General features: G+C 51.0%; 14 protein-coding genes. 1 reads left to right on the top strand and 13 read right to left on the bottom strand.

Annotated elements, in window-relative coordinates; all coding sequences use genetic code 11:
• Nucleotides 1-531 precede the first annotated feature (531 nt).
• Nucleotides 532-930, bottom strand: a complete 399-nt coding sequence (locus DUE52_RS23375) for a hypothetical protein (protein WP_114408490.1) — start codon at nucleotides 928-930, stop codon at nucleotides 532-534.
• 302 nt (nucleotides 931-1232) lie between these two features.
• Between DUE52_RS23375 and DUE52_RS23370 the strand changes: the two genes are divergently transcribed.
• Nucleotides 1233-1493 carry a hypothetical protein gene (locus DUE52_RS23370; RefSeq protein WP_229312279.1) on the top strand — a complete coding sequence of 87 codons (261 nt, stop codon included), beginning with the start codon at nucleotides 1233-1235 and terminating at the stop codon, nucleotides 1491-1493.
• Nucleotides 1494-1608: 115 nt separating this feature from the next.
• On the opposite strand, the gene DUE52_RS23365 is transcribed toward DUE52_RS23370, so the two are convergent.
• From DUE52_RS23365 to DUE52_RS33145, 12 genes are all read right to left on the bottom strand, one after another.
• Nucleotides 1609-2319, bottom strand: coding sequence for a nickel transport complex, NikM subunit,transmembrane (locus tag DUE52_RS23365; RefSeq protein ID WP_229312278.1), 711 nt, complete (start codon nucleotides 2317-2319; stop codon nucleotides 1609-1611).
• Between the two features lie 446 nt (nucleotides 2320-2765).
• On the bottom strand, nucleotides 2766-3662 hold the full coding sequence (locus DUE52_RS23360) for a bestrophin family protein (protein WP_114408489.1): 897 nt from the start codon (nucleotides 3660-3662) through the stop codon (nucleotides 2766-2768).
• Nucleotides 3663-3664: 2 nt separating this feature from the next.
• Nucleotides 3665-4561, bottom strand: a complete 897-nt coding sequence (locus DUE52_RS23355; RefSeq protein ID WP_114408488.1) for a YjiK family protein — start codon at nucleotides 4559-4561, stop codon at nucleotides 3665-3667.
• 19 nt (nucleotides 4562-4580) lie between these two features.
• Entirely contained in the window at nucleotides 4581-5237 is a 657-nt protein-coding gene (locus DUE52_RS23350; RefSeq protein ID WP_114408611.1) for a DUF1345 domain-containing protein, read from the bottom strand.
• Nucleotides 5238-5304: 67 nt separating this feature from the next.
• The gene (locus tag DUE52_RS23345) at nucleotides 5305-5670 is read right to left on the bottom strand and encodes a SpoIIAA family protein (protein ID WP_114408487.1); all 366 of its coding nucleotides are present in this window, start codon (nucleotides 5668-5670) and stop codon (nucleotides 5305-5307) included.
• 28 nt (nucleotides 5671-5698) lie between these two features.
• The gene (locus tag DUE52_RS23340; RefSeq protein WP_114408486.1) at nucleotides 5699-6466 is read right to left on the bottom strand and encodes a ZIP family metal transporter; all 768 of its coding nucleotides are present in this window, start codon (nucleotides 6464-6466) and stop codon (nucleotides 5699-5701) included.
• Nucleotides 6463-6828, bottom strand: a complete 366-nt coding sequence (locus DUE52_RS23335; protein ID WP_114408485.1) for a hypothetical protein — start codon at nucleotides 6826-6828, stop codon at nucleotides 6463-6465. Before DUE52_RS23335 ends, DUE52_RS23340 begins: the two co-directional genes overlap by 4 nt.
• Nucleotides 6825-7208 carry a hypothetical protein gene (locus DUE52_RS23330; protein WP_114408484.1) on the bottom strand — a complete coding sequence of 128 codons (384 nt, stop codon included), beginning with the start codon at nucleotides 7206-7208 and terminating at the stop codon, nucleotides 6825-6827. The genes DUE52_RS23335 and DUE52_RS23330 overlap by 4 nt, the downstream gene beginning before the upstream one ends.
• Nucleotides 7205-9772 (bottom strand): heavy metal translocating P-type ATPase, encoded by a 2568-nt coding sequence (locus DUE52_RS23325; RefSeq protein WP_114408483.1) that lies wholly within the window; start codon nucleotides 9770-9772, stop codon nucleotides 7205-7207. The genes DUE52_RS23330 and DUE52_RS23325 overlap by 4 nt, the downstream gene beginning before the upstream one ends.
• Before the next feature lie 58 nt (nucleotides 9773-9830).
• A complete protein-coding gene (locus tag DUE52_RS23320) occupies nucleotides 9831-11129 on the bottom strand; it encodes an efflux RND transporter periplasmic adaptor subunit (protein ID WP_114408482.1) in 1299 nt (432 codons plus the stop codon).
• An 8-nt stretch (nucleotides 11130-11137) separates the two neighbouring features.
• Nucleotides 11138-15559, bottom strand: a complete 4422-nt coding sequence (locus DUE52_RS23315) for a CusA/CzcA family heavy metal efflux RND transporter (RefSeq protein WP_114408481.1) — start codon at nucleotides 15557-15559, stop codon at nucleotides 11138-11140.
• A 92-nt stretch (nucleotides 15560-15651) separates the two neighbouring features.
• Nucleotides 15652-15981 carry a DUF6660 family protein gene (locus tag DUE52_RS33145; RefSeq protein ID WP_374755920.1) on the bottom strand — a complete coding sequence of 110 codons (330 nt, stop codon included), beginning with the start codon at nucleotides 15979-15981 and terminating at the stop codon, nucleotides 15652-15654.
• Nucleotides 15982-16191 lie beyond the last annotated feature (210 nt).

Genomic DNA, 16191 nt, shown 5'->3' with positions numbered 1-16191 from the left:
TAAAAGACATTTTTTTGTAACAACCTTCGGCCTAATAAGGTTATTTTGTATCTAAAATACCTTTCATTATAAATTTATAGTATGCGTATTATGCGAGAACTTTACTAATTTCATCAAAGTAGATAGACTTATTTTATCTCAAGATTTTATGAACAATATCATCAACAACAGTAGATAAAAATAAAATTAATTTGATTGCATCTTTAAATCAATATTAGCTGTTTTATTTTATTTCAATAATTTACATTCAATAATTTTTTAATAATTCCAAATTATCCGTAATATATATTTAAATAGTACGAAGTTATTTATGAGTTGATTTCCATAAATTCAATTTCAAATTAACCAGTGATTATGAATAGGTGCAGTAAAAATAGAGCCGTCCATTCGATTGTCTTACCTTAATAATGTTCTATTTCCGGTTGAATATCCTACCGCATCAGCGGTTCCAAAGTTGAACAAATACACGACGCCAATTTAGTAGACCATTTCGAATTCATTTACTCATAATGCTCAGGAGCTTGTCTTCGTTCAGAATGGCAGGCTATTCGGACCAAAATTATTGAAGCGTTCTAAACGCTCGTTAAAAAGATCGAGGGCTTCATCGCTACCAGCATCTTCCCATAATCTTTGTTGAAGCAGTGCCCCTCTTCTACCTTTCTGCTCAGCCGCAACAAGTTCAAAACCTAATTCATTATTAATCCAATCAAATGATTTATCTAATTTATTTGCTTGATTTACAACTGCCATAAAAATGGAGGCCGCCAGATCAAGGTCACCTACTTTAATCCAAAGACGGCTCAGGATAAAGGCGTATCTAGTAAAACACCTATGCTCTGAATCAACCGGCTTTTCAAAAGCAAGCTGCTCAATAAGTCGTTTAGCTTCTTTTTGATTGATGAGCTTTGGATTGTGATTAGAATTATTCATAGTAACTGTTCAAATCTGTCCTATTTTAGATCACAATCCAAATAAGTCAATGGTGTGTCTTCTTAAATTTTTCTTTTTTAAACCTGCTTTAATAGGAATATTACAATTTTCAAAAAATACATATTTTTGAAAATCTTCGTTCGAAGGGGGAATGAAATAGGTTTTTATAACCTATCTCATTCCATATATAATTTTGTGTTCATAAAATGATTATAAACCGATTCTAGTATTTAAGTATCCACTAATCTGACTACCTTATAATTTATTACTTTTTTTCATGACTGGTCTAACATTTTCTTTTAATGTTAGTTATATATGAACAACAAAACTTTATTAATAAAATGGCTCATAATCATCACCAGGAAGCGGCATACCATTTTGGAGAAGCCGCTAAGCATCACCAGAAAGCTCAGCAACTGCACGAATCGGGTGACCACGAGCAGGAAGCTCATGAGGCTTATCAGGCTTATGGTCACCATAATCTAGCTGATAAACACGCCCAAGATGCCGCTGAACATCATGCCGAAGGGCATGATAAAAACCACAGCGATCCGATTGATTGACCTGTTGTACCATCCATGAGAGAAGGTTGGTTTCAACTCTTCTTTCATGGATATACATCGACACCTGCTTTTAATTAAATAACTTACTAATCGTTACTGAACACAAGCGCCAGAATTAGTCAACTTGTATCGAAAGGGAATAAGCTATTCGCACAACGGGATAGTCTTTGCCTCTATACTGGCCAGGTATTTTATCAATTTGTTCAGATTCTATAATGTACAAACCTGGCCCTGATGGTATGAAATGGGCTGTTCCAACCTCATTCGTTACTAAGTTCTTTTCCCAACCTTGTGGATTTAATACGGTTAGTTTGGCTTTGGCAAATGGTTTTTGACGAAGGAAGGTGTTCAATATCAATTGACCTCCTTCATTTCTATCCAAAATATCGATGTCAGTCTGTGGTTTGGCCGTGCTAACATTACTTTTCTCACCAACCCAGTAATTGGCGCGTAGATACACTATTGGACGTATAATGCCTAAGCCATGGGAAGTCAAATCCTGCACTTCGCGTGTATCATTCACCCCAAACACCTGATAGTTTCCTGCTTTTGTCGGTTTAAACCGACCTTCCCAGCAGGTTTGGGTTTGAACCAATTCAATGGTCAACTGCTGTCCATCGGGGTCAATCAGGTAAGATCGGAACTCCTTCATTCCTGCCAGCCGAGGACCTTGCTCACGCAGGTTGTTTTCATACTCACCAAAAAAGATTTTCACTTTTACCTCAGTTCCTAATTTGCCAGTCCCGTCAAGTTCTAGCCAGTAGCCGTGAGCTGTACTTAGAAAGGGAAGAAAAAACAGTAAGCTAGTGATGAAATTAATTTTCATGTTTGAAAGTGGTTTACATTGGTTTGATTTACTTTATTTCCAGATTTTGTACGCACACTCAGGCTTAGGTAGACTCTGATTTAGGTACCGGCAAATCGATACCGATGTCTAAATTTTTTGCATTAACTTCTATTCCCCAATGCCAGCAACTCCAATAAACAATTCAATAGTTTGTTAAGTATCTTAGTATTAAAGTATAACACATCATCTTATTCGTTTTCTGCTGTAAAGCGCTTGTTTGGAGATGGAAACAGACGGTTTTTTCTGAAATTTCCCACCCATTGGTTTTGCCTCATTACCATGTGCCATAGGCTTGGATGGCTTAATACAAATTAAGCCGACCCATCCTGCTAAACGCCATAAGCACCAGCTGAGGAGGATAACGAGAACAGCCAATCCCAGAATAGTTTGTAGGTTACGAATTGTGAACTCCATCATTTTGGTCCTTAGAGTGTATAAAAGAGTGATGAAGGGACTTGAGGTATTGTTGCTGGACTGCCGACTAACTGGTTTAGTGACTCTTCGATACCCGCTGCTATCGAGGTCATTGGTGTATCGGTAGGTCGATTCTCGAAGGGGTCTTGCAATTGGATAGCGCTTTTTTCTATCAGAAAAAAAGCAGAGGCAACCAGTGTAACCAGAGGTACTTCCAAAAAAAACAGATTTTCCACGAAGCCAAATGGCAGCATGGCCGTAAATAGAATGATGAATACTTGTAAATAGAAGGTATAGGTCCTGGGAAATACGGTTTTTTTAAGCCGTTCGCACCGGCCCATCAAGTCGGTCAGGCGCGTCAGGGTAGCGTCGAGTTGTGCCAATTGGATATCCGTCAACTGATCGTTCTGGTAAATTTGCCGTAGTTGTTCAGCCTGATTTTGGAGTACGGCTAAGGGTCCATGAGCGGAGCCCAGGATGCCGGATTGTTCAGTCTGGGGAATATAGGTTTTTACCAATTGTTCTGTGGGTTGACCCCGCAAGGTCTGGCCTAGCAAATAGCACCAGCCCATTTGCCGCCGGGCGAAAGTGGGAATGGTCGCCAGCCGAGCGGAGTCATCAAGAAACGTCAATAGCTGTCGTATGAATGTTCGGCTTTCGTTAACAATACCCCCCCATACTACTCGTGCTTCCCACCAGCGTTCGTATGCCTGGTTTGTGCGGAAGGCCAGTAACAACGAAATACAGGTCCCCACTAATGCCGGAATGGCTATAGGAATGGATAGTATTTCCATTCCTACATAATGCCGTAGGACAAAAACCACGTTCGCGAAAACAAAAATAGCCAGGACTTCAAATTTGATTTTCCCCAGTAAAAACGACAGCGGAATGGGTCGGTTAAGTAACATAATTATAAGCGTTTATAGTAATTCACAGCAACTGAAGCTGCCTTGCCCCGTTCGCTGAGGGTAAAAAACCCATTTCCTTCTTTATCAAAGCAAATTGCTTCGCCTTGGGGCTCAATAACATAGTTTATTGAACGAGGCTGGGTTTTTCGCAGTGCCTGATCCACGCTTTCACCGGTGAGACGTGGCCAGTAATAAACCCCGAGATATGTTTTGAGTAAAATTTCCCGCCCACTTGGCGCAATGCTTCCAGACGTCACGATACTGAGCGGAATTTCACCTTTGAAAAGAGCCGTGGTAACCGCCGTGGTTGATTGTGGGTAAGGCAGATGATAAAGCCGGACATTCGTTTCGTTTTTACTGATGATCCAAAGGTCCCGCGTCAACGGGTCAAGCATAAGTGTTTCAGCATCACGAGGGCCATCGGCATAGCGAAATGTGATTCGCTCAACAGCCGGTGCAGAATCGGTCAGATTTCTAGGCTCGGGTAGTCGGTAGATGTAATTCACTGAATTAATACCCGTGTTATCCCCAATGTCAGCCAGGTACAGGTAGTTGACGCCCAATTGAGGGCCAGGTCCAGCAGTCATGTCTTCCCAGTCGCGATTCTGAACACCCGGTAAAAGCAGCCGGCCCACCAGCTTTCCATTGCGCGCGAGAAGATTGAGTTGGGCGGGTGTATCGCTATCTTCATTAACCCATAGGTGGTTATCAATCATCCGGCTATCGGCCAACCCCGAAGCTTCGTCAACCAAACCGGGTGACACAGGAACTAGCTCGGGTGTCGAGGTAAAGTCAATGGGATTAGTCAATTTTTTTTCCGTACAAGCTCCTAAGAGTGAGAGTACTAATAGGCCAATTATTGCTTGAACTATAAATGGGTTCAAATAGCTGGAAGTCATACTTACATCATTGATTACACTACAGCAAACTGGATATAGTATTGATACTCAAGGCAATAATGAGGGTATTAAATAAGAACGATAATACACCGTGTAAAAGCGTCATTCGTCGGATCCGCTGGGAAGTAACGGTTACATCAGATACTTGACAAGTCATGCCGACGACAAACGAAAAGTAAGCGAAGTCCAGGTAATCAGGCGGTACTTTGCCCGGAAATTCCAGGCCGCCTACCTGGCGGGTATCATTGGCGTCGTAGTAGTAAAGGTGAGCGTAGTGCAGCGTGAAAATACTGTGAATGAGGGTCCATGCACCAACCACCGTAAAACCGGATAGCACGACGTGCCGGGAGGCTTCTGATGGGTCTAATTGCTTCAAAGAACCCAGCAGCACCACCACGGCAAACAGACTAATCAAAGCGGCTCCGATCGTAAAAAGAAAGATAGCGACCCGGCTATTGTCTTCCCGTTGCGCCATTTGTCGTGCATCCGCCCATCTGATGATGAACCAGACAAAGCCCAGTACGGTCAGGGCGTACCCCAAACACGATAGCAGGAATCGGGTTTGCCAGACAAACCATTTTCCGGTTAGAATCCAGATCAGTATACCGACGACAAGAGCGATTAGCGACCGGTAAAAAGCAGTCAGTGCCGGTCGGCGGTTCGGTTTTTTCTTCATGGTAACAAACAAGTCAGGGGAAATAAGATGAGGCAATAAGCTATCGTTACGTTTGATCGGGATCCGATTAGGCTGATGAACCCTCCACAAACCATTCCCAGGCGGCGGTCTTCTGCTCCAGGGTGAAGAGCCGTAATTCGGCTCGAAATATGGCCTCCATAACGGGACGGATGAGCGGTAGGGTATCCGTCGTGCCAACCAGGGCGATGCGGGCAAAATCGGCCGTTACCGTCAGATCGAACTGTAAATCCTTCCATAGCCCATCGGGTTTCCAACCTCGGAAATAGTCCATTTCCCAATAGAGACGGGCTGTATCGGAACTGTGCAGGGCCGTATCTAAAAGCGGCCGCAGGTCGTTGTAATCATTGGTCGTAATGTAATCGGCAACACGCAGTGCCAGCCGGCCGGGTTCATTGAATAAAATCGCGTACATAAGCAATTAGTCAATTGATATAGCGTAGTCAGGCCACCATACCCAGGATTAAAAACAGTAAGAAGCCCGCAAAAAAGGTTGCCGTCAACCACGGCTTTTCCGGCCCCTCATGGGCCTCGACCAGCAGTTCCTCGGTCACGAGAAATAGCAAAGCCGCCAGTCCAAAAGACAAGAGAATATCCAGGCCCGTTTCGGGTAAATTATGCAGCAGGGTGGCTCCGCCTACGGTACTGGCAAAAAAAAGGGTCGACAAACCCAGCAGCAAGCCAATGATTCGCTGACAGGGGATATTAGCCTCCGACAGGGAAGTGGCGGTAGCCAGTCCCAACGAGAGTACCTCGACGCCCAGCGCCAACGCCAGCAAAATGCCTTCTTTCGCCCCGGCCGCGAAGCCGATCCCCAGCAGTAGCCCGTCAATAAAAATATCCACGCCGATGGCCAGTAAAAACGCGACCGAAAACGACGGGACTGACTTTCCGATGGGTACTGTTGCGCTGTTTGTTACGCCATCGCCGGGGGAGACTTCCCCCGGCCGTTCGGTCAGTCGGCGAATCAGCAACATCAGCCCAATTCCCATTCCAAATCCAACTACGGTCCGGAGTGGATCATGCAAGCGCACCACGTCGGGCAAAATTTCAACGGCCACCACCGAGAAGACGACCCCAGCCGCAAAATGCAGAATAGCCGATCGCGCCTGCAGGCCAAAGCGAATAAAGAGAGCCAGTAGGCCCCCACCCGTTAAAGCCAGCGTTGGCAACAGGGCGTACGTGATAATTTGTTGAAAGAGGGGAGTCATGGCCGTTCGTCAGATGGGTATCGAAACAGTAAGTAAGACACAATGCCGTCTTTATCGTGGTCATAGGTGCCATGCCCAATTCGGTAGGCTCCGTTTGCCCCTTTCTGCCGACCCACTTTTTGCAATTCAGCCTCTACTTTCGGATGAATGCCGAAAACGGAGCCATAGATATGAATGGCGACCGTGCCTAACGGATCAAACGTGGCAGGAAGATCGCGCTCCAGCAGAAAGATTCGTACGGCAACAGAATCCGACGATTCTTGCACACCTGCCGAACGTTGAATGGGCTGAAACTGCGTGGTTGTACACCCGGCCGTTAGGTGAACCAGGCTAAACACATAACTTCTGATCAGGATCTTCATGTGCCTGCGTCGTTTAGGGGCGTTTCCGGGTTGGTCGTATAGTACAATCGAATCAAAAAATCCACAGGTTCCCGATTCGATTGTACCATAGCTTCACCGCCTTCGGTTTGGTTTACCGAAATTTGCAGGCTCTCCCAAACCGCAAAATCTCGTTCGATCACCGCTACCTGGGGCTTATCGGGACGAGCGAAGCTCGACAATTCCTCACTCCACAGGACCAAGCCCGCTTCGTCCACGACCGCCAGCGTCAGATAGTAAGCAAACGGCTGTTCATTTTCCGACACCAACCGGATAATCCGCACCGCTTGAATATTGTCGCGGGCGTGGAAGTGAACCCGGTCACCCCAGGGTGTTAGCAGCATGCTGTCTTCCTTGCTCATTTTTTTTGCTGGTAGGCTAACAGGCGCAACGCATTAAAAACGACCACCAGCGTAGATCCTTCGTGGGCGATCACGGCTGGTCCTATTCGGGCAATACCCAAAATAGTGAGCGGAATCAGTACGCCAACCACTCCTAAACTGATGTACAGATTCTGCCGAATAATGCGCCGGGCGGCCCGACTTAATCCAATCGCAAAAGGTAATTTCTCCAGCTGATCGCCTAGCAGGGCAATGTCGGCTGTTTCCAAGGCCACGTCCGAACCGGCGGCACCCATCGCAATACCCACCGTACTTTTAGCCATGGCCGGCGCGTCATTGACCCCGTCACCCACCATCGCTACTTTGCCTTCCTGTTCCCGCAGTTGTTGAACGGCCTTCACTTTGGCTTCTGGCAGCAAATCACCTTGCGCATCCGTCAGCCCCACCTGTTTGGCAATGGCATCGGCCACCCGTTGGTTGTCGCCGGTGAGCATAATCATGCGCCGGATGCCCAGCGCTTTCAGATCAGACAGGGTATGCTGTGCTTCGGGGCGGGGGGTGTCCATGACCCCCACTATTCCCAAAAAGGTTTCACCCTGTCGCACGATCATGGCGGTGTTTCCGTCCGCTTCCAATTGGTCAGCTCGCTTACGCACCTCTTCGGTTAGCGTTTTCTGTTCCTCAAACAAGGCTTTGTTTCCAATATAAACGGGCTGACCGTCCACCTCGGCCTGCAAGCCACGCCCGGTTAATGCTTTGATATTTTTAACTTCAGGCAGTGGTTTATCGCCTATTTTTTGCTTCCCGCCCTGGACGATGGCGGAGGCCAGGGGGTGATCACTCTGGCTCTCCACGGCCACCGCCACACGCAGCAGTTGCTCCTCCGTTCCGGATAGAATAAGTACCTGCGTGAGTTTGGGTTTGCCCTGGGTCAGTGTACCCGTCTTGTCAAAGGCAACGGCCGTCAGCTCCCCCAAATCCTCCAGTGGCCTTCCCCCCTTGATCAGTACACCATCACGAGCCGCCCGTGCGACGCCACTGAGCACGGCCGAAGGGGTAGAAATAGCCAGGGCACAGGGGCTTGCGGCTACGAGTACGGCCATCGCCCGGTAAAAGCTGACGGAAAATGGTTCATCAACCACTAGGTAGGCAAAACACAGGGCCACCACCAGGATGAGCACGGCGGGAACGAACCAACGCTCAAAGCGGTCGGTAAACTGTTGCGTGGGCGACTGCTGGGATTCGGCTTCGTTGACGAGTTTGATGAGCCGGGCCAGCGTGGAATCCTGGGCGGCTTTGCTCACCTTAATTTCCAGGACACTGGTTCCGTTGATGGTTCCGGCAAAAACCCGGCTTTCGGGCTTCGCACGGGTCGGATCGGCGTCTCCATCGGCTAAGGCCACTTTGTCGACCGGAACGCTTTCACCCGTAATGGGGGCCTGGTTGACCGGTCCAGTTCCCTTGACCACTACACCGTCGGCCGCGATCTTGCTGTTGGGTTTGACGATGATAATGTCCCCAACCTGCAAGGAACTAACGTCGACTTCCTCGGTGTTGCCATTTCGCCGAACAGTCGCCGTCTTGGCGCTCAGATCGGCCAGCGCGGCAATGGACTTGCGGGCGCGGTTCATGGCGTAGTGTTCCAGCGCATGACCAATACTGAAGAGGGCCAATAGTAGAGCCCCTTCCGCCCATTCGCCCAGAATTCCCGCGCCTGCTGCCGCAACCAGCATCAGAAAGTCAATTTCAAACTTACCCTGTCGGATGGTCTCGACGGCTTCCTTGGCCGTAAAGAAACCACCGAAAAAATAGGCCAATCCGTAGAGGCTCAGGCTGACCCAGGGTGGCAGGCCGGCCACAAACGATAGTCCGAAGCCGCTGCCCAGACAGACGGCACACAAACTGGCGAAAATAAGTTCCGTATTGGGACCAAAGATGCCGCCGTGCTCGTGATTATGCCCATCGCCCGGCGAATGAGCCTGGGCCTCACCACCAAGGGCTTTTTTATTGTCTTCGTGGGAGTGACTATGTTTTTCACCCGGAGCGTGCTCGTGCTCCGGGTGAGGATGGCCGTGTTGATCAGCCGGAGCCGGTGGAAGATCCTTTTCGTTGGTGGGAGCATCGCTTTGTTGATGCCCCTGAGCGGGGGTATCGTTCTGGATTAACCGGTCAAATAAGTCGGTTAATTGAATCTCTTGCTGGTCGAACTCCATATGAATCGCTCCCGATGCGGAAACGGCGGCTTCCAGAACCCCGGGCCAGCGTCCAATTTGTTCCGACACGGTACGGGCGTGTCGGGCATGCCGGATGCCCGACAAATACCCCACGAAATGACCGTACCGCTGGGTGATTTCAGCTCCGGCCTGCCGGGCTAGTATCTGCACGCGGTCAAGCGAAATGATTCGAGGATCGTAATGAATACAAAGCTGGCTCCCTTCGGATTGATTATTCTCCGCGGACCGGACGTGAACTTTGTCAATGCCGGGTCGATCATCCAGCAAATCCATTAACCGCTGCACACACTGGTCCCGCGCGTCGGGTAAGTCCGGCAGCAATACGGGCAAATCAAGTTGTAGTTTTTCCATGAGCGTTGGGATTTAAGGGCCCGCTTGACACCGTCAAGGCGTCAAGCGGGCCTACCAATTAATGCGCGTGACCTTCTTCTTCACCACCTGCTGCCTGAAGTTGAGACAATACGGCGTAAGCCCCCTTGATGACGACCTGTACCTTACTCAGGTCGAGTGTGGTGGGCAGCGTTACCTGTGAGTACCCTTCCTGGGTAACGCCCCGGCGCACGGGGATTTGCTTAAAGGCCGTACCGTGTTGTTCCGTTTCGCCCGCAGTGTGGTCGTGATCCTCTTTGGCGGAATGGTTGGCTTCCTCTTCGTTGTGCTCGTGTTCTTCGGGGGCTTTTTCATCCGTCACCACAAAGATGTAGTCTTTCCCCTCCGCGGAAACGATCGCCCCTTCGGGTAAAGCCGTTACCCGACTATTGCCCAGATCCAAACTCGCTTTCAGGAAGGTGTTGGGTGCCAGACGGGCATCGGGCTGATCAAGCCGGGCCACCACCCGTACCGAACGATTGGCGTCAATGATCCGGTTAATGTACGTGATCCGTCCCGACCGCTCTTTGCCATCCTCGTTGTTGAGCCGCATACTCACCCGTTGTCCCTCCCGAATCTGGGGCAGGTCTTTTTCAAACACGGTCAGTTCCGCGTACAGACCCTGACTACTGGTCAGCTGCGCTATAATATCCGCGGGTTGTACGTATTGGCCAACGTTCACCGCAACCTGGGTGACCACACCCGCCACCGAAGCCGTTACGTCGTAGTAGGCACTAAACTTCCCGTCCAATGCAGCCTGCGGGGATATGCCGACCAGGCGAAGGCGCTGGGCTAGACCGCCCAACCGGGAACGGACCTGATTTCGTTCCGCGGAGGTTTGCTGGAATACTTTCAGAGCTCCGACATTCTGGTCGCTCAGTTCTTTTTGGCGCGCATATTCGGCCTCCAAATACGTCAGGCGGCTCTGGTTTTCAGCGTACTCCTGCTGGAGACCAATCAGATCCGGGTTTTCAATGCGGGCCAGCAACTGACCTTTACGGACCGGCTGCCCCGGAAGTAAGGGTAAACTTCGCACAAAACCGCCTTGCAGGGCCGTAATGGCTACCTGACTCTGAGCGGGTACGGCCAGCCGACCGTTGATCTGGAGCAACTGACCCAGATTACGGTACTCGACTTTTCCCAGGCTAATGGCCCCAATGCGGAGTTGGTCGGTAGTGAGTTCCACGACGTCGGCCGGTCCTTCCTCGTGGCCGGCCTTTTCCTCCGTAGCCTCGGCAGTGGGTTTAGTCTCCGTGGTGGTAGTGGGGTCTTTTTCGGTGGCTTCTCGACAGGCACTGGCCAGCCACAACAGACCGATACTCAAAAGAATTCGTTTCATGATTGTTATCAGGGTAAGCCCAGAATTTGCTCTAAGCGAATGACGGATTGATTGTATTGACCCAGCACGTCGACGTAACTGGCACGGGTCTGGTAAGCCTGGGTGAGGGCCTGGGAATATTGAAGGTATCCAATGTCACCGGCTCGAAAAGCGATCCCCGCTTTATCAGCCAGCAACCGGGCGGTCGGCAGTCCGGTCTGCTCATAATAAGTCAGGCTGCTTTGCAACTTGCGGATTTCCTGGATTGTCGTCGATAGCTCACCCTGCAGATTGCGCTGGGTAAATGCCAGGGTGGCTTCTCCCAGTTGCTGACCCAGCCGGGCGGCTTCAACGCGCGCGCGCTGGGGTTTGGTAAATAATGGGATCGCAATTCCCGCGGTGACTCCCTGAAACCGTCTGCCGCCCCCGTACGTTACTTCCTGGTTGTTTACCGTATACGTACCGATGAGCGACTGGTTGAAATAACCCAGCGAAAAACTGGGCAGCAACCGGGCCTGCTCGACGTCCGTTTGCCGGGCGGAAACCTCAATTTGCTGGCGTAAAAAGGCTAATTCAGGGGTTTGGGCCAGCGTTGCCGAGTCCGTAATGATTGGTAGAGCCCGGCGGGTCAGGGTGCTATCAGAAAGCCTCAGCGGCTGGTTGGTGTTCAGCAGCGTTTGCAGCCGACTCAGCGCGATTTGCCGATCCGCTTCGGTCTGTCCCAGTCCGTTGCGCACCTCGCCCAGTTGGTTGGCAGCGGTCGCTACTTCGATGGCGGTTCCTTCACCGGTTTTGAGCCGCAGGTCGGTAGCCGACCGGAAGGCGACCAGCAAACTATCCTGTGACCGGAGCAGGCGACGCCGTTCGACGACATACAGCAAATCGTAATAAGCGGCCTTTACCTGCGCCCGCAGGGCGTTCTGGTTAATCCGGGCCTGCCCTTCACTACCGACCACATTGGCATCGGCCAGCCGACCGAGCTGGCGAACCAGTTTGGGATTGGGTAAACTTTGAGAGAGGGTAAGATTATTGTCAAAGTTAGGACCATTATACTGGCCTCCCATCCAGGAAAAAGTAGTGGGACCCATATCGCGGGCCGCTCGCCGACCTGTCTGTTGCTGACTGATCGTCAACGCATTGATCCGGGCCGTCCCGTTGTTGGTCGCAGCCAACTGAAGGACCCCATCGAGCGACAGCGGCTGGCTGGCCTGGCTGCCCATCGCGGTTTGCGGACCCTGGGCCTGAACCGGCAGAGTCGAGCCCATACCCAAAGCCCCAATCAGTAGCCAACCGGCTATTTTACCGGCCACCGCGGGCCTTTCCGCAGTTGTCTTCCTCCCAAAATTTGTCTGTTCCCACCAGTACAGGCAGGGCAATACCAGCAGCGTCAATAGCGTGGCCGAAACCAGTCCACCAATGACGACAGTAGCCAGCGGCCGCTGCACTTCGGCCCCCGCCGTGGTGGCTAATGCCATCGGCAGAAATCCCAAGGAGGCCACCAACGCGGTCATCATAACCGGGCGGAGCCGGGTAGCAGTACCCTGTAAAATACGTTCCCGCAGGCTCAGATCCGTTTCGTCTTTGAGGTGATTGAACTCGCCGATCAGGACTATCCCATTCAACACCGCTACACCGAAGAGGGCAATAAAGCCCACCCCCGCCGAAATACTGAAGGGCATATCCCGAAACCATAGCGCAAAGATCCCGCCGATAGCGGAGAGCGGAATCGCCGAAAAGATTAGCAAACTTTGCCGTACCGACCCGAAGGTGAAGAACAGCAACAGAAAAATCAGTCCCAATGCCACGGGAACGGCAATACTGAGGCGGTCTTTGGCCTCCTGCAGGTTTTGGAACTGGCCGCCGTAGGTCACGTAATACCCTACCGGTAATTTGATTTGCGTGTCCAGTTTACCCTGCAGTTCGTTCACTACGCTTTCCACATCGCGTCCCCGCACGTTAAAGGCTACGATGATCCGTCGTTTGGCATCTTCCCGCTGAATCTGGTTAATGCTGTTCTGAAACGATACATTGGCGATTTGACTCAAGGGAACGTTCTGGCCGTCTACGGTGGTGATCAGCAGATTTTGCACATCTTCCAGCCGCTGACGGCTCTGCTGCTGCAAGCGTACCACCAGGTCATACCGTCGTTCGCCTTCGTACACCAACCCGGCCGCTGACCCGGCAAAGGCGGCTTGCAGATAGCGATTGGCTTCTTCGACCGATAGGCCAAAGCGGGCCAGCGCGTCGCGGTCGTAATTCACCACAATCTGGGGCAGACCCGAAACTTGTTCGACGTACAAATCCTCCGCGCCGGGTACGATACTGACGATCCGGCCAATGCGGGCGGCATAGTCAGCCAGTACGCCCAAATCCTCGCCGTATAGTTTCACGGCAATATCCTGTTTTACCCCCGAGATCAATTCACTAAAACGCATCTGGATAGGTTGCAGAAACCCGAAACTGACCCCTGGTATTTGATTGAGTTTTTCCTGCATTTTTTCGGCCAGTTCCTCCCGACTCGTCGCCGAGGTCCACTCTTTTCGGTCTTTCAAAATCACCATCAAGTCCGTGGCTTCAATCGGCATGGGATCGGTTGGAATCTCGCCGGCCCCGGTCTTGCCAATCGTTTCGATTACTTCGGGGAAATTTTCCTTTAAAATACGGCCTGCCTGCAGGGAAGCATCCGCGGATTGGGACAGCGATGAGCCGGTCATGACGCGGGTTTCCACGGCGAAGTCCCCTTCGTCTAATTGCGGAATAAATTCCCCGCCCAATCGGCTGAAGATAAATAGCGCAACGGCGAACAGGACGACCGATAGCCCGGTAACCCAGCCTTTATGGCCTAACGTCCAACGGATGGCCGGGTCATAGACCCGGTGAAAAACGCCCATGATGCGGTCCGAAATGGTTTTGGTGCCTTCCTTCACGGGTTTCTTGCTCAGGAGCAGGGCCGAAGCCATGGGCACGTACGTCAGGGAAAGAATGAACGCCCCCAGAATGGCAAAGGCCACGGTCTGGGCCATCGGCCTGAACATTTTCCCTTCGATTCCAATTAGGGCCAGAATCGGCAGATAGACAATCAAGATAATGATTTCACCGAATGCCGCGGAGGAACGGATGCGGCTGGCCGATACATACACCTCTTCATCCATTTCGGCCTGAGAAAGGTGGTGCCGAAAATTCTTCAGGGCAATGTGGTGCAGGGTGGCCTCGACGATAATGACGGCCCCATCGACAATTAAGCCGAAGTCAATGGCACCTAAACTCATGAGATTACCCGATACGCCAAAAAGATTCATCAGACTGACGGCAAAAAGCATTGCCAGCGGAATGACGGAAGCCACCACCAAACCCGCTCGCCAGTTGCCCAATAGCAGTACCAGGACGAAGATCACAATCAAAGCTCCTTCAACGAGGTTCTTTTCGACGGTACCAATGGCCCGGTTGACCAGCTTGGTGCGATCCAGAAAGGCGTGTATTTCGACGCCTTCGGGCAGCGATTTTTTGATCTGCTCAATACGCTGTTTGACGTTACCGATCACTTCGGACGAATTAGCCCCTTTGAGCATCATCACAATGGCACCGACCACTTCACCCTCCCCGTTGCGGGTCATCGCGCCATACCGGACAGCCTGTCCAAGTTGAACCTGGGCCACGTCGCGCACCAGTACCGGAATGCCGTTCGGGGCTCGGCGCACCACAATCTTTCCGATATCCTCGAGGGTGCCGATGAGCCCTTCGGAACGGATGAAGTACGCATTCGGGCGACGGTCAATGTAGGCTCCACCCGTATTCTCATTATTGCTTTCAAGGGCCCTGAACAATTCATCCATCGTTACGCCCGAAGCCCGGAGCCGCTGGGGATCGACAGCGACTTCGTATTGTTTGAGAAAACCTCCAAAACTGCTGACATCGGCGACCCCTTTGGTGCCCATCAGTTGGCGCCGAACGATCCAATCCTGAATCGAGCGCAGTTCCATGGCCGGGTAGCGTTTTTCGAAACCGGGCTTGGCCCGAAGAACATACTGGTAGATTTCACCCAAGCCTGTCGTAACGGGGGCCAATTCAGGATCGCCCGCATTGGCCGGTATTTGGGAGCGGGCCTGCTGGAGCCGCTCGAATACCTGCTGACGGGCGACATAGACATCAACGTCGTCGTTCAAAACAATGGTGACGACCGATAAGCCAAAGCGGGAAATAGACCGGACCTCGACCAAATTGGGCAGCGTGGCCATGGTCTGCTCGATGGGAAAGCTAATGAGCCGCTCGACATCTAAAGCCGATAAGGCTGGGCTTTGGGTAATGACCTGCACCTGGTTATTGGTGATGTCGGGCAGGGCGTCGATCGGCAGTCGGGTTAGTGAATACCCCCCCCAAATAACGAGGGCGAGGGTAAAAAGTCCGATAATGAGTTTATTCTGAATGGAAAAACGGATGATGGCATCCAACATGATACAAACTTGCTAAGATGGAACAAGAGAAATAGCCGCGCGTTACCCTGCAACGATGTTGCAGCGAATGGGAAAGACGCACGTATCCAGTCTTAGCTTAATTGGGGGGGTTGCCAGGTCGTTAGTGCGACCAAGGGTAAAGCAGGCATAGTCAGCATCGGCACAACTTGTGCGACGGGTTGCCATTCCTGAAATGTGTGGGGTAAAATGAGAGGTTGATCGAGCACGGTGCCACAGCAATCGCAGCTACAAAGGGGCGAACACAGATCGCTCGTGGCGGATTGACTGTCGTGGCTATGCTGGTCGTTGGCGATCTGAGTCGGCTGGTCACGAACGAGCATATACGAGCAACCATCGGCGCAGGGCAGCACCGACAGGATCACTATATAGAAGCTCGTTAACAGGCAAAACACCGATTTCATGCGGCAAAGATACGACAAACTCGTTTGCAACAGGGTGTCAAAAACAAAAAACAAGTAAATGGAGTGAAATTTTCAACAAAAAATGGGAGTGCTCGCTGAACTGTGTCAGTGGGTTTAATCAAAGCGATGTGGCTGAATTCGTTCAGTAAATATAATAGAAACTTGGGCTAAGATCTCCTTCCAATTATACGTGGTGGTTTCCCACTTGAT

Origin of the sequence: Larkinella punicea (genome assembly GCF_003334855.1) — a bacterium.
Classification (GTDB): Bacteria; Bacteroidota; Bacteroidia; order Cytophagales; family Spirosomataceae; genus Larkinella; species Larkinella punicea.
The sequence above is the reverse complement of the archived record's forward strand: the minus strand, read 5'-3'. Positions and strand labels throughout refer to the sequence as shown.